Annotated in this window: 16 protein-coding genes; 3 read left to right on the top strand and 13 right to left on the bottom strand. The window is 64.1% G+C overall.

Features of this window, described 5'->3' with window-relative positions; translation table 11 throughout:
* Positions 1-92: 92 nt before the first annotated feature.
* Entirely contained in the window at positions 93-332 is a 240-nt protein-coding gene (locus ACYU03_RS11005) for a DUF3203 family protein (RefSeq protein ID WP_461890605.1), read from the bottom strand.
* 145 nt (positions 333-477) lie between these two features.
* Between ACYU03_RS11005 and ACYU03_RS11010 the strand changes: the two genes are divergently transcribed.
* Positions 478-1,005, top strand: coding sequence for an MgtC/SapB family protein (locus ACYU03_RS11010; protein WP_461890606.1), 528 nt, complete (start codon positions 478-480; stop codon positions 1,003-1,005).
* Positions 1,006-1,535: 530 nt separating this feature from the next.
* Here the strand turns inward: ACYU03_RS11010 and ACYU03_RS11015 are convergent.
* The 3 genes from ACYU03_RS11015 to ACYU03_RS11025 form a co-directional block, all read right to left on the bottom strand.
* Complete coding sequence (locus ACYU03_RS11015) at positions 1,536-2,435, bottom strand: hydroxymethylglutaryl-CoA lyase (protein WP_461890608.1); 900 nt, start codon at positions 2,433-2,435, stop codon at positions 1,536-1,538.
* Positions 2,436-2,455: 20 nt separating this feature from the next.
* The gene (locus tag ACYU03_RS11020; protein WP_461890610.1) at positions 2,456-2,857 is read right to left on the bottom strand and encodes a MerR family transcriptional regulator; all 402 of its coding nucleotides are present in this window, start codon (positions 2,855-2,857) and stop codon (positions 2,456-2,458) included.
* 116 nt (positions 2,858-2,973) lie between these two features.
* The gene (locus ACYU03_RS11025) at positions 2,974-3,855 is read right to left on the bottom strand and encodes a helix-turn-helix domain-containing protein (RefSeq protein WP_461890612.1); all 882 of its coding nucleotides are present in this window, start codon (positions 3,853-3,855) and stop codon (positions 2,974-2,976) included.
* 171 nt (positions 3,856-4,026) lie between these two features.
* On the opposite strand from ACYU03_RS11025, the gene pobA reads away from it, so the two are divergent.
* Complete coding sequence (pobA, locus tag ACYU03_RS11030) at positions 4,027-5,214, top strand: 4-hydroxybenzoate 3-monooxygenase (RefSeq protein WP_461890614.1); 1,188 nt, start codon at positions 4,027-4,029, stop codon at positions 5,212-5,214.
* A 6-nt stretch (positions 5,215-5,220) separates the two neighbouring features.
* Here pobA and ACYU03_RS11035 read toward each other — a convergent pair whose 3' ends face one another.
* Complete coding sequence (locus ACYU03_RS11035) at positions 5,221-5,877, bottom strand: ankyrin repeat domain-containing protein (protein WP_461890616.1); 657 nt, start codon at positions 5,875-5,877, stop codon at positions 5,221-5,223.
* A gap of 177 nt (positions 5,878-6,054) precedes the next feature.
* Between ACYU03_RS11035 and ACYU03_RS11040 the strand changes: the two genes are divergently transcribed.
* A complete protein-coding gene (locus ACYU03_RS11040) occupies positions 6,055-6,936 on the top strand; it encodes a LysR substrate-binding domain-containing protein (protein WP_461890618.1) in 882 nt (293 codons plus the stop codon).
* Here the strand turns inward: ACYU03_RS11040 and ACYU03_RS11045 are convergent.
* The 8 genes from ACYU03_RS11045 to ACYU03_RS11080 form a co-directional block, all read right to left on the bottom strand.
* Positions 6,933-7,877, bottom strand: a complete 945-nt coding sequence (locus ACYU03_RS11045; RefSeq protein WP_461890620.1) for an ornithine cyclodeaminase family protein — start codon at positions 7,875-7,877, stop codon at positions 6,933-6,935. The genes ACYU03_RS11040 and ACYU03_RS11045 overlap by 4 nt on opposite strands.
* Positions 7,874-8,851, bottom strand: a complete 978-nt coding sequence (locus tag ACYU03_RS11050; protein ID WP_461890622.1) for a threonine/serine dehydratase — start codon at positions 8,849-8,851, stop codon at positions 7,874-7,876. The genes ACYU03_RS11045 and ACYU03_RS11050 overlap by 4 nt, the downstream gene beginning before the upstream one ends.
* Before the next feature lie 121 nt (positions 8,852-8,972).
* Positions 8,973-9,536, bottom strand: coding sequence for an NUDIX hydrolase (locus ACYU03_RS11055; RefSeq protein WP_461890624.1), 564 nt, complete (start codon positions 9,534-9,536; stop codon positions 8,973-8,975).
* Positions 9,537-9,538: 2 nt separating this feature from the next.
* The gene (locus ACYU03_RS11060; protein WP_461890626.1) at positions 9,539-10,291 is read right to left on the bottom strand and encodes a GntR family transcriptional regulator; all 753 of its coding nucleotides are present in this window, start codon (positions 10,289-10,291) and stop codon (positions 9,539-9,541) included.
* Between the two features lie 90 nt (positions 10,292-10,381).
* Positions 10,382-10,771 carry a carboxymuconolactone decarboxylase family protein gene (locus tag ACYU03_RS11065; RefSeq protein ID WP_461890628.1) on the bottom strand — a complete coding sequence of 130 codons (390 nt, stop codon included), beginning with the start codon at positions 10,769-10,771 and terminating at the stop codon, positions 10,382-10,384.
* Between the two features lie 125 nt (positions 10,772-10,896).
* On the bottom strand, positions 10,897-11,382 hold the full coding sequence (locus ACYU03_RS11070) for a flavin reductase family protein (protein ID WP_461890629.1): 486 nt from the start codon (positions 11,380-11,382) through the stop codon (positions 10,897-10,899).
* Positions 11,383-11,395: 13 nt separating this feature from the next.
* Positions 11,396-12,877, bottom strand: a complete 1,482-nt coding sequence (locus ACYU03_RS11075) for an aldehyde dehydrogenase (RefSeq protein WP_461890631.1) — start codon at positions 12,875-12,877, stop codon at positions 11,396-11,398.
* The gene (locus ACYU03_RS11080; protein WP_461890633.1) at positions 12,874-13,707 is read right to left on the bottom strand and encodes an alpha/beta fold hydrolase; all 834 of its coding nucleotides are present in this window, start codon (positions 13,705-13,707) and stop codon (positions 12,874-12,876) included. The genes ACYU03_RS11075 and ACYU03_RS11080 overlap by 4 nt, the downstream gene beginning before the upstream one ends.
* Positions 13,708-13,764 lie beyond the last annotated feature (57 nt).

Raw genomic sequence — 13,764 nt, forward strand, 5'->3', positions numbered from 1 at the left:
CCAGGGCACTATGGCCCTCCATCTGTTTTCAGCACAGACTCAGGTGTGGCGATAAAAACCGTATCAGATCAATCTGGATTGCCGTGCAGCCTTCAGATCACCGAGCCTGGCTCGCTGGTCTTGAGGTGTTTGCGGCTATCCACCGCACCGACCACGGTGAGTGCGTCGGCCTCGGCCTCGGTGATTGGTATCCGATGGTCGTCCAGGACAGCGACAGACATGCGCAAGTCTTCATCGGTGAAGATCTCGATGTCGGGGCCTGCGCCTTCGACAGGCGCTCCATCGCCGGTCAGGATGCAGCGTTGAGTGGTTTCGTCGACTTCAACAGGCATGGTGGTGTCCTCTGGATGAAGGGGCCTATGGAGTTGTGACCGCAGTTGCGCGGGGGTTGCTGCATTGGTCCGCTCGGCGGAGTCGGCCGCACTCGCAGAGCGGCCAGCGGTCCATCCTTTATCCCGATCCGTCCAGGAGATGGCCATGGAGCCTTGGTGGCAGCAAGTCTGGGTGACCGTACAGGCTGAGTTCGCCGACATCACTGATGAGCGGCAACTGACGCAGATCACCGTGCGCCTATTGGTGGCGGCGCTGCTGGGGGCAGTGCTTGGCTTCGAGCGCGAGCACAAGGGCAAGGCCGCCGGTGTGCGCACCCACATGCTGGTGGCCATGGGGGCGGCGCTGTTCGTGCTGGCTCCGAGCATGGCTGGCGCGCAGGAAGATGCGTTGAGCCGGGTGGTCCAGGGCATTGTCGCCGGGATCGGCTTCCTCGGAGCCGGCACCATCCTTAAGGGCAATGGCAAGGACTCCGGCCACGTCAAGGGGCTGACCACCGCCGCTGGGCTTTGGATGACCGCCGCCATAGGTGTCGCCGCTGGCATGGGCCGGGAGGCCACGGCCTTGATCAGCACGGTGCTGGCACTCATGGTGCTTAACAGCATGCCTTGGTTCGTGGGCAAGGTAGAAGGCGAGGACAACGAGAAGAAAAACGAGGAGGGCGGGAAGCACTGAGGGGAGCCGAAGCTCCCCTCAAAGTGACGTTGCATGCTCTTTTTATTATTGAGGCCGGTCTTTTGTTTTTATTGGCAACCTGGCCTGTGTCGCAAGCGGCCCCCATCCGGGGCCAAGAGCAAACGTATTTTTTTGAGCGCTGATCTGCCTTCATCATTACTGATCCAACCCTGACCGCAGCTACCTTCAGGTAGTTTTATTGTTCTTTGTCAGGTTGCGGGGCACGCCCCGGAAAAGCATATCCACTCCAAAAAAATCTGTTAGCTTCGCCTCTGCCGTGTTGTTTTTGTTATGTCAGAGCCGTTACGTGTTGTTTTTATTGGGTGTCACATTTTTTGTTGTTGTTGTACCAGAGATAAAGCAGTTGCCGTGCCAACTTTTTAAATTCCTTTAAAATCAATGGTTTGTGTGTTTTCGATGAAAACACCCTGCGTGAGATTCTGTCGAATTGTTTCCGTGTTACCCGATTTTTCGCTGGCGGGTGTGGGTGGGGTAACACTCCCACCCACAAATATGTGACAACTGTGCGTTCACTGCGTGGCGCGTGCGCGTGCTACCCGCGAACCGTTGGGACGTCCTAGTACCTGGCTGATGCGCTGGCCGGCGGCAATCAGGCGGTCCAGGTCGACCCCGGTGTCGATGCCCAGGCCTTGCAGCAGGTACAGAACATCCTCGCTGGCGACATTGCCGGTGGCGCCCTTGGCGTAGGGGCAGCCACCAAGGCCGGCGACCGAACTGTCGAACACACTGATACCTTCGAGCAGCCCGGCGTAGACATTGGCCAGGGCCTGGCCATAGGTGTCGTGGAAGTGGCCGGCGAGCAACTCGCGGGGTACCTGCGTCGACACCACCTCGAACAGGCGCCGGGTAGCGCCTGGCGTACCGGTGCCGATGGTGTCGCCCAGGGACACTTCATAGCAGCCCATGTCGTGCAGGGCCCGGGCCACCGGCGCGACCTGCTCGGCGCTGACCGCGCCTTCATAGGGGCAGCCCAGCACGCAGGACACATAGCCGCGCACGCGCACACCGTGCTCGCGTGCCGCCTCCATGATCGGCTCGAAGCGCTTGAGGCTGTCGCTGATCGAGCAGTTGATGTTGCGCTGGGAGAACGCCTCGGACGCCGCGGCGAACACCGCCACCTCCCTGACCCCGGCCGCCAGGGCATCCTCGAAACCACGCAGGTTGGGGGCCAGGGCGGCATAGGTAACGCCGGGGCGCTGCTCGATGCCGGCGAACACCTCGGCCGAGCCTGCCATCTGTGGCACCCATTTGGGTGATACGAAACTGCCGACCTCGATATAGGACAGCCCGGCCTCGCTGAGGTCGTTCACCAATCGCACCTTGTCGGCGACACTGATGGGCTGGGCTTCGTTCTGCAGACCGTCGCGCGGGCCGACTTCGACCAGGCGGACTTTTCCAGGCAATGACATGGCGGGGTTCCTGTGCAGGCTCAACGGTTGTTCTTCTGGTTATTCAAGGTGGCGGCCAAGGCTTGCTCGCAGCGCTCCTGGGCGGTGTCCAGCTCCAACTGCATCTGATGGATATCGAGCAACTGCTGCTCCAACTGGGCGCGGCGATCGGCGATCTTGGCCAGCATGCTGTGCAACTGTTTGAGGTTGCCGCTGCTCGGGTCGTAGAGCTCGATCAGTTCGCGGCATTCGGCCAGGGAAAAGCCGATGCGCTTGCCCCGCAGGATCAGCTTCAGGCTGACCTTGTCACGCGCCGAGTAGACGCGCTCCAGGCCCCGGCGTTCGGGACGCAGCAGGCCCTGTTCCTCATAAAAGCGAATGGCCCGGGTGGTGATGTCCAGCTCGCGGGACAGGTCGGAGATGCTGTAGGTCTGGCTGCTCATGCTCAAGCTCGGAAGGAGGTATGGGAGTAACCTAAAGGCAGGTTGACGTATACGTCAAGCAGTACCTCGACTCAGCCACCCCTAACTCGAAAACGGCGACCTCGGCATATTCCAAGTCAGCCCTGGGTCTTGGCCGCCTGACGATACGCATTGGGCGTCTGCCCACTCAAGCGGCGGAAGAAGCGCGAGAAATAGGTCGGGTCGCTGAAGCCGAGGCTGTCGGACAACTGACTGATGCTCATGCGGGTGTAGATCAGGTTGCGCCGGGCCTCCAGCATCAAGCGTTGATGAATGACCTGCAGCGCAGTCTGCCCGCTCAGTTGGCGGCACAGCGTGTTGAGTTGCAGGCTGGAGATGCCCAGGCGCGTGGCGAAGTCTTCCACCGACAGGTGTTCTCGGTAGTGCCGCTCGACCAGGCGCAGGTACTGGCCGAGCAACTGCTGGTCGCGTTCATCGCGGTTGCGTGGTGGCCTGCCCAGTTGCTGGCGGCGGCTGATCCAGACCATCAGCGCGGTGACCAGCGACTGCAACATGAGCCCGCGCGCCGGAGCATGGCCCTGGTACTCACGGTGCAGGGTGTCGATCAGGCTATTCAGGGCGCGGCGGTCCTGGCCCAGCGGATAGGCGTCGGCCGAGGCCAGCACACTCAGGGGCGCACCTAACTGGGCTTCCAAGTTGGCGACCAGGGCAGTGCCAAAGGTCAGCACATAGCCCTGAATGTCGGCGCTGAAGCGAAAGCCATGCACGGTCAGGGGCGGCACCACCTGGATCGTGGCCTCCTGTATTTCGCTGCGTTGCCCCTCGATCTCCACGCGGGCCTGGCCACGTTGCACATACAGCAGTTGAAACAATTCGGCATGGCGGTGCGGCTTGATTTCCCAATGGTGCAGGCGGCTGCGCGCCGGGATCGATTCGCAGTGCAGCAGGTCGGTGCCGGGCCAGGCCTGGTTTTCGCCATAGAGCTGGAACAACGGGATACCGGGGAGGCTGGTTTTCATGGTCGGGCTCACCTGTTCGTTAATCGAACGGTATTTGCAAAAGTGCAATAAAGGAAAGAGGAATCACACTTTTTGCGGGTTTTTGCCAGTAAAAATGCAGGTGCAAACCCTAACAGCAGATGCCGGGCCACTGCCAGTGACTGACCGGCATCCCCATGCGAGATAAAAACAATGAAGACTCAGGTTGCTATTATCGGCGCCGGCCCGTCGGGGCTGTTGCTTGGTCAGTTGCTGCACAATGCCGGCATCGACACCGTCATTGTCGAGCGCCAGGCTCCCGACTATGTGCTCGGCCGTATCCGCGCCGGGGTGCTCGAGCAGGGCACTGTCGATCTGCTGCGCGAGGCCGGGGTGGCCGAGCGCATGGACGCCGAAGGCCTGGTGCACGAAGGCGTGGAACTGCTGGTCGGTGGCCGGCGCTTGCGCCTGGACCTCAAGGCCCTGACCGGCGGCAAGACAGTCATGGTCTATGGTCAGACCGAAGTCACCCGGGACCTGATGCAGGCGCGTCAGGCCTGCGGCGCGCCGACTATCTATTGCGCCACCAATGTCCAGCCCCATGACGTGAAAGGCGAGCAGCCGTACCTGACCTACGAGCAGGATGGCCAGGCGCAGCGAATCGACTGCGATTACATCGCCGGCTGCGATGGCTTCCATGGCGTGTCGCGCCAGAGCATTCCGGACGATGTCCTGACCTGCTACGAGCGCGTCTATCCCTTTGGTTGGCTGGGCCTGCTGGCTGATACGCCGCCGGTCAACCATGAGCTGATCTATGCCCATCATGAGCGTGGGTTCGTACTGTGCAGCCAGCGTTCGCAAACACGCAGCCGTTACTATCTGCAGGTGCCCTTGAGCGAGCGTGTCGAGGACTGGTCCGACGAACGTTTCTGGGACGAGCTAAAGGCGCGTCTGCCGCAGGAGGTAGCCAGCCGGCTGGTCACCGGCAGCGCGCTGGAGAAGAGCATCGCTCCGCTGCGCAGCCAGGTGGTCGAGCCGATGCAGTACGGCCGCCTGTTCCTGGTCGGCGATGCCGCGCACATCGTCCCGCCCACGGGCGCCAAGGGCCTCAACCTGGCGGCCTCCGATGTCAACTACCTGTACCGCATCCTGCTCAAGGTCTACCGGGAGGCGCGCACCGACCTGCTCGAGAAGTACTCGTCGCTGGCGTTGCGGCGGGTTTGGAAGGGCGAGCGCTTCAGTTGGTTCATGACCAACTTGCTGCATGACTTCGGCGAGCACAAGGATGCCTGGGACCAGAAGATGCAGGAGGCCGACCGCGAGTACTTCTTCACCTCGCAGGCCGGCCTGGTGAACATCGCCGAGAACTACGTGGGCTTGCCGTTCGAGGCCATTGAATAATCGGCTTCAGCGCGCATCGTCCAGGAGCTGCTGCATCTCTCGGTAACCCCGGGCCCGGGCGTGCTCTAGCGCGGTCACGCCATCTTTGTCGGCGATGCCCGGGTCCGCGCCGGCCGCCAGCAGGCGTTTGACGATTTCCACATGGCGCGGGCCGCCATCGCCGAGGATCACAGCCTCGAGCAGGGCGGTCCAGTGCAGCTTGTTCAGGTGATTCACGTCGACGCCGGCCTCGATCAGCAATTGCACCGTCTCCACATGGCCGCGTTCCGCTGCGGGGATCAGGGCGGTACCACCGTAGCGGTTAGTGCTCTTCAGGTCGGCGCCATGGGTCAGGGTCAGGCGCAGGATGTCGTTCAGGCCACGGGCGCCGGCATAGAGGTAGGGGCTGTCGTGGATGTTGTCCTTGGCATTGACGTCGGCTCCGGCTTCGATGAGCGCCCGCGCCGCCTCGACGTGATCGCCATGGGTGGCCACCAGCAGGGCAGTGCGGCCCTGGCTGTCACGGGCTTCGAGCGCGGCACCCTGGGTCAGCAACTGGCGGATGGCGGAGGCGTCGCCATGTTGGGCGGCGTCGAGCAGGCGGGTATCCATGGTGGTCGTCTCGGCGTGGGCGGTGAGGCTGGTGAGCAGGGCAAGCAGGAAAGCGTACAAAGGCAAGCGCATGCGGCGGGTTCCTGGCACAGAAAAGAGGTAGGCCCATCATAGGAAGCACGGCAAGGCACTTGAAGTGAAAAATCCGGATGGCATCCAGTGCCAATCTGAATAGGCGGTTGCCTGTGTTGCCCGGTATCGGCGCGCGTGCTAGAACGCAGGCTGATCATTCAGAAGTTGAATACCCAGATGTCTATCAGCGTGAAATCGAATAGAGCCCTGTTCGACCTCGACCTGCTCCGCGCCATTGTCGTGGTGGCCGATTGTGGCAGCTTCACTACGGCGGCAGCGCGCCTGCACTCGACCCAGTCCACTGTCAGCCAGAAGGTGCGGCGGCTGGAGGATATGGTTGGGCACCGCCTGCTGGTGCGCGGCAACCGCGATGTGTTACCGACCGATGCCGGGCAGACGCTGCTCGGTTATGCCCGGCACATGCTGGCGCTGAACGACCAGATGCTCGAAGCCCTGGCCGGAGCGATGGTCGGCATGACGGTGCGTCTCGGCGTGCCCGAGGACTTCGTCGGTGGGCGGACCACCAATGCTTTGTCGGCCTTCAGCCGCGAGCATCCGCAGGTCAAGCTGGAAGTCACCAGCGGCTTGTGCCGGGACCTGAGCCAGAGCTACGACAACGGCGAACTGGACCTTGTGCTGCTCAAGCAGCGGCGCAACAGCCGCGAAGGCGTGGCCTGCTGGCCGGAGCAGTTGCAGTGGATCGACAGTGCGAAAACCCCGGCCTTCGAGCTCGATCCCATCCCGTTGGTGACGTTCCCGCCGCGCGGTCTGTACCGCGATGACATGATCACCGCCATCGAGGGCATGGGCCGCCGCTGGCGCATCAGCTTCACCAGTTCCAGCCTCAGCGGCATCCAGGCGGCCGTGGCCGACGGTATGGGCATCAGCTTGCTGCCACCACGTGCAGCGACCCGCGAACACCGGGTGCTCGGCATGGAGCAGGGGCTGCCGGTGGTTGATAGCTATGAGATCGTCATCGTCCACCGACCGACGGCGGACGTGATGGTCAAGGCGCTGGCCGAAGTACTGACCGGGTTGCTGGCGGCGCACCAGCTCTAGTGGCCGCCAGCCAGGACGCAGCGCGCGATCTGGGCGTCCTGCACTGCCACGCCGGTGAGGTCGGCGATGGTGATCTGCCGGTCATCGCGGCGGCCCTCGACTTCACCCGCCAGCAAGCGGCCCAGCTCAAGCAGCCTGTCCTTCTCGATCAGCCCGGCGGCAAGGGCGTGGGCGCTCTCGCCGTAGCGGCTGCACTGGTCGATGGCGTCGACGACCACGCGGTCGGCCCTGGCCAGCAGCGTGGCATCCAGCTCCTGCTTGCCCGGTGCGTCGGCGCCGACGGCGGTGATGTGCGTGCCGGGGCGTATCCACTCGCTGCGCAGCAGAGGTTGGCGTGAAGGTGTGGTGCTGACGATCAGGTTGGCCCGGTGTGCCACCTCTTCGGCATCGAGGGTGGTTTCCACGCGGTACCCCAGTCGTTCGGCAAAGGCGCGGTAGCGATCCAGCTCCGCCGGGCGACGCCCCCAGACCACGACCTGGCGGCAGGCGGTGACCGGCAGCAGGTGCTCCAGTTGCATTCGAGCCTGCATGCCAGTGCCGAGGATACCGATGGCCTGTACCTGGGCAGGTGCCAGCCGGCTGGCGACAATGCGGCCGGCGAGGGCGGTGCGCAGGCAGGTCAGCCAGCCCTGGTCTTCGAGCAGGGCCAGTGGCTGCCCGGTCTGCGCCGAAAGCACCAGCACTAGCCCGTCGTTGCTGGGGAGACCCTTGTCAGGGTTGCTATAGAAGCCGGTGGAGATCTTCACCGTAAAACAGTCGTCGCCGCTGACGTAGGCGGACTTGATACAACAGTCGCCGTTGGCCTGGGCGAAGTCGAAGGCTTGCACCGGCGGCACCTGGACCTGGCCACGGGAGAAAGCGATGAAGCCGGCTTCGAGCAGTTGCACGGCCTGCTCGACATCCACGGCCCGTTCGATCTGCTCACGGTTGTAGCGCTTCATTGCACCGCCCCGAGGAATTTCTCCAGCATGATGTTGCGCCCGCACAGGACCACGGCGATGCGCTTGCCTTGGTACTGGGCGGCCATCTGCAGCGCGCCGGCCAGGGCGACGCCAGCGGCCCCCTCGATGATCCAGCGTTCGTGCTGCGCGAGCTGCTTCATGGCGCTGCGGATCTCGTCTTCGCTGACCAGCACGGTGCGGTCGATGACTTGCTGGCAGATCGGGAAGGTGATGCTGTCAGGCTCGACGCCCCCGGCGGTGCCGTCGGACAGGGTATCCAGCTCCTCCATTTCAATAATGCGCCCGGCCTCCAGTGAACGCTGCAGGGTCGGGGCGTTGGCTGGCCAACAGCCGATCACCTGGCACCCAGGATTGAGGTGGCGCAGGGCGGTGCCGATTCCGGAGATCATCCCGCCACCGCCGACGGCCACGAACACCGCATCCAGCTGCGGCTGCTGCTGTGCCAACTCCATGCCGATGGTGCCTTGGCCGGCGATGATCTGCCGGTCGTTGTAGGGCGAGACGAACAACTTGCCCTGCAACTGGGCCTGGCGCGCGGCTTCGAGCTCGACGCTGAGCGGGTCGAGCTCGCGAGTGACCACCTCCGCCCCCAGGGCACGGATGGCCTCGAGCTTCAGGGGCGAGGCGGTGCTGCTGGCGTAGACCGTGACCGGCACGCCGGCGCGGCGTCCGGCCAGTGCTACACCCTGGCCGTGGTTGCCCGAGGAGGCCGTGATCAAGCCCTGCTGGCGCTGCTGGGCATCGAGTAGGCGCACCTTGTTGCTGGCGCCACGGAACTTGAACGAACCGGTGTGTTGCAGGTGTTCGCACTTGAGATACAGCTCGCAGCCGGCGAGCGTGGAAAGCCCGTGGCTGTGGCTCAGGGGCGTGACTGCAACCTGCGGGCGCAGGGCTTCGTGGGCTTGCTGGATATCGGTGAACAGTGCAGCGAGGGAGTCGTCCGGGTTGGCCATGCGAGGAATCCTGGAAGGGTTTGTAGAATAAAAATCTACCGTAGATAAAAATTCCACTCGTGGCAATGAGTATTTTTCCCTGGGGAGCGATCAGGGGCAGGAAAGGGCCGCTAGAGCCTGGTCAGCGAATGAAGTGCACCTTGCCGGTGTCGTCATTGCCCATGTAGATACCGTAGACCCCGGCCTGGCGCTCTTCGATGTAGCGTTCCAGGATCTGCCGGATGGCCGGGTAGTAGATTTCGTCCCAGGGGATGTCCTGCGGGGCGAAGAAGCGGTAGTCGAGGGTTTCCGGGCCGTACTGGCCGGTCTCCTGCGTGGCGATGGCGCGGAAGATGATGTACACCTCGCTGATCTTCGGCACGCTGAAGATCGAGTAGGGCGAGACGATGTCGGCACGTACGCCGGTTTCTTCCCAGACTTCGCGCAGGGCCGCGTCTTCGGTGGTCTCGCCGCTTTCCATGAAACCTGCCGGCAAGGTCCAGGTACCCGGGCGTGGGGGGATGGCGCGTTGGCACAACAGGTACTTGCCATCGCGCTCGATGATGCAGCCGGTGATGATCTTTGGGTTGAGGTAATGGACGTAGCCGCAGCCAGGGCAGAACAGGCGTTCATGGGTGTCCCCGGCTGGTGTGCCCCGGGCGAGCTCGGCAGTGCAATGCGGGCAGTAGCGCGGGGCGGCGGGCATGATCAGCGACCTATGCGGGGCTCTTTGAGGGCAATGGGCTCGGCAATGCCGCGCACCTTGCTGTTGTCGTCCTGCTTCTGGCGCAGGTAGTCCAAGGCCACCTTGGCGGCGGCGCGGACGTGGTCGACCGAGGCCTGGTGTGCGGCGAGGGGGTCGCCGCTCTTGATCGCCTCGACGATCTTCTCCATCTCGCGGTTGCTGGCGCTGCGGCGGTTTTCCTGGGACACCGAGGTGGCCCGCAGGTAGCTGATACGGGCTTGCAGCTGGCGCAGCTGGGTCGCGGCGATTCGGTTGCCGGAGCCTTCGAGCAGCACGTCGTAGAAGCCTTGCACCGAGTCGATCACCTGTTGCAGTTCGCCTTCCTCGAGGGCCTCGCGGTTTTCTTCGAGGGCACGCTCTAGGGCACGGATGTCCTTGGCCTTGGCGTTGAGGGTGAACAGTTGGACGATCAACCCCTCCAGCACGCAGCGCAGCTCGTAGATGTCACGAGCGTCTTCCAGGGTGATGATCGCCACCCGTGGGCCCTTGGCGTCGGCGAACTCCACCAGGCCTTCGGACTCCAGATGGCGCAAGGCTTCGCGGACCGAAGTACGGCTGACCCCGAGACGGTCGCAGAGGTCGCGCTCGACCAGGCGGTCGCCAGGCAGCAGGTGGAAGTTCATGATCGCGCCGCGCAGTTTGTCGAGCACGATTTCACGCAGGGTTACGGGATTGCGGTTGACCTTGAAGCTGTCGTCGAGTGGCTGGCGTTTCATCGTGTGCGCTCTGAATGAGGCTGTTGCGCCATTCCCGCAAGGGCACCGCGAACCTGGGGTGCTCCATGCAGGGGTCCGAACAGCCCGCTGTTAACGGGTAGACTCCGCGTCGGCTTCGGCGAACGCCTCGCGTGCCTGGCGGAAGCTGTCCACCGCCGCGGGTACGCCGCAATAGATGCCGACCTGGAGCAGGATTTCGCGAATCTGTTCACGGCTCAGGCCGTTGCGCAAGGCGCCGCGGATGTGCAGCTTGAGCTCGTGGGGCCTGTTGAGCGCGGAAATCATGGCCAAGTTTATCATGCTGCGCTCTTTGAGCGACAAGCCGTCGCGGCTCCAGACGTGGCCCCAGCAGTATTCGGTGACCAGCTCTTGCAGCGGTTTGGTGAATTCATCGGCATTCTGGATCGAGCGGTTGACGTAGTCCTCGCCCAGTACCTGGGTACGGATGGCGAGACCTTTTTCGTACTTCTCGTTACTCATGGGCTGGGTTCCTGCAGTGATGAAAAATGGGGGCCGCAACCGAAGGTGAGGGGACAGCGCGGCCCCCGGAAAACAGCGTTGTTCTTGGCGGCCCATGCGCGGGCCGGGCCGATCTTCAACAAACCTCAAGGCAAAGGCGGCAGGGCGCCCAGCTTGCCCTTGTGATAGACCATCGGCGTCACCGGATCGGCCGGCAGCACCAGGTTCTTCACCGCGCCGACGATGATCGCGTGGTCGCCGCCATCGTATTCGCGCCACAGTTCGCACTCGATGATCGCCGTGGCCTTGGGCAACAGCGGGTTGCCCAGCTCGCTCAGGTGCCAGTCGATGCCTCTGGCCTTGTCCTTGCCTTTGCCCGCGAAGGCATAGGCTTCGGCGGTCTGTTCGGCGGCCAGCAGGTGGATGGCGAACTGCTTGCTGTCGCGCAGGATCGGATAGGTGTCGGAGGCATAGTTGGGGCAGAACAGCACCAGCACCGGGTCGATCGACAGGGCACTGAATGCGCTGGCGGTGATGCCGACGATGCCACCCTCGGCGTCGAGCGTGGTGACCACGGTGACGCCGGACGGGAAGGAGCCCATCACGTCTTTGTAGATGCCGGGTTCGATCATGTCAGTGCACCTCTCAACGCATCACGAAGGGATCGGGCATGGGCGCGGTGGAGAGGTTGATCCACACCGTTTTCAGCTCCGTATAGGCCAGCACCGAGTCGATGCCGCTTTCACGGCCGTAGCCGCTGTTCTTGAAGCCGCCGATCGGCGCCATGGCCGACACGGCCCGGTAGGTGTTGACCCAGATGATCCCCGAGCGTACGTCGCGGGCCAGGCGGTGGGCGCGGCCCAGGTCGCGGGTCCAGATTCCGGCGGCCAGGCCGAACTGCGAGTCGTTGGCGATGGCCAGGGCTTCTTGTTCGGTCTTGAAGCGGATGACCGAAGCGACCGGGCCGAATACTTCTTCCTGCATGATGGTCATCGAGTTGCTGTCGCACTCGAACAGCGTCGGCTCGTAGTACCAACCGTCGCCCTCGACCTGGGCACGTTGGCCGCCCAGGTGCAGCTTGGCGCCTTCGGCCTTGGCGGCGGCGACCAGGTTTTCGACCACGGCCAGTTGCTGGGCGGTGGCCATTGGGCCCATCTCGCTCTGCTCGTCCTGCGGGTTGCCGATGCGGATGCGTTTGGCGCGCTCGACCAGACGGGCGACGAACTCGTCGAAGATCTCGTCCTGCACCAGCAAGCGTGAACCTGCCACGCAACTTTGCCCTGAGGCGGCGTAGATGCCGGCCACCGCGCCATTGATGGCGCTGTCCAGGTCAGCATCGGCAAAGATGATGTTCGGCGACTTGCCGCCCAACTCCAGCGACAGCTTGGCAAAGTTCTCGGCGCTGCTGCGCACCACATGGCGGGCCGTGGCGGCGCCGCCGGTGAAGGCGATCTTGCGCACCAGCGGGTGGCGGGTCAGCGCCGCGCCGGTGCTTGGGCCGTAACCTGTGACCACGTTGACCACTCCGGCCGGGAAACCGGCCTCCAGGGCCAGGCGGGCCAGTTCGAGGATGGTCGCCGAGGCATGCTCGGAGGGCTTGAGGACGATGGTGTTACCCGCTGCCAGCGCCGGGGCGAGTTTGATCGCGGTCAGGTACAGCGGGCTGTTCCAGGGGATGATCCCGGCCACCACGCCGATTGGCTCGTGCACGGTGTAGGCGAACAGGTCCGGCTTGTCCAGCGGCAGGGTGCCGCCTTCAAGCTTGTCGGCAAGGCCCGCGGTGTAGTGGAAGAACTCTGGCAGGTAGCCGACCTGGCCGCGGGTCTCGCGGATCAGTTTGCCGTTGTCGCGGCTCTCCAGCTGGGCCAGACGCTCCTTGTTCTCGGCGATCAGGTCGCCCAGGCGGCGCAGCAGCTTGCCCCGGACAGTAGCGGTCAGGCCACGCCAGGCCGGGTTGTCGAAGGCACGTTGCGCGGCCTGCACGGCTAGCTCGACGTCGGCCTCATCGGCGTCGGGCAATTGCGCCCAGGCTCGTGCGGTGGCCGGGTCGAGGCTGTCGAAGGTCTTGCCGTTTTGCGCATCGCGCCATTGGCCGTCGATGCACATCTGGAAACGAACGAGGGTCATGCAACAATCTCCTTGGCGGAGTCGGAGAGGGTTCGGGCGTGGCCGAGGAAGTCCAGGAGCATCCTGTTGACTTCGCGCGGCGCTTCCACCGGCATCATATGCCGTTGTTCGGCGAGGACCACGCAGCGTGCGCCGGGGATGCGCGCGGCGAGCTGGCGGGTCATTTCCGGGGTCGAGCCGAGGTCGTGCTCGCCGGTGGCGATCAGCGTCGGGACCTGGATGTTGCCCAGGTCGTCGGCGCGGTACATGTCCTGGGTGGCGAACAGCTTGTAGGTGGTCAGGTAGCCCTGCGGGTCGTTGCCGGCCAAGGTCTGGCGAATGGCCGCCACCTGGGCGGGGTTGGCTGCCTGGTACTCACGGCTGAACCAGCGCGCCAGGGCCGCTTCGGCATTGGCGTCGGGGCCGTGTTCGGCGGCCTGGGCGGCGCGGGCGACGACGCCGGCGCTCTGCTCGGGGCTGCGATTGAACACGCTGTTGAGTACCGCCAGGGCGGACAGGCGCTGCGGGTAGTGCAGGGCGAAGGCGCGGGCGACCAGGCCGCCCATGGAGAAGCCGATCACACTGGCTTGCTGGATTTGCAGGTGGTCGAGCAGTTCGGCCAACTGCGCGGCATAGCCTTGCAGGTCGGTGCCGGCATCGGGGCGCGGGCTCTGGCCGTGGCCGAGCATGTCGTAGGCGATGACACGGTAGTCGCTGGCAAGGCCCACGAACTGCCCGCCCCACATTTCCTTGTTCAGGCCCACGCCGTGGATCAGCACCACGGGCTGGCCCTGGCCGAGCGCTAGGTAGCTGGTCCCGGCGGGTGTACGTTCAGCGACAGGCTGAATCATGGAGGGCGCTCCTTGAAGGTCGGGCGTGGCGCTATTCACACGGCACGCCCCGGCCCG

The sequence above is a fragment of the Pseudomonas sp. X10 genome (genome assembly GCF_054889225.1).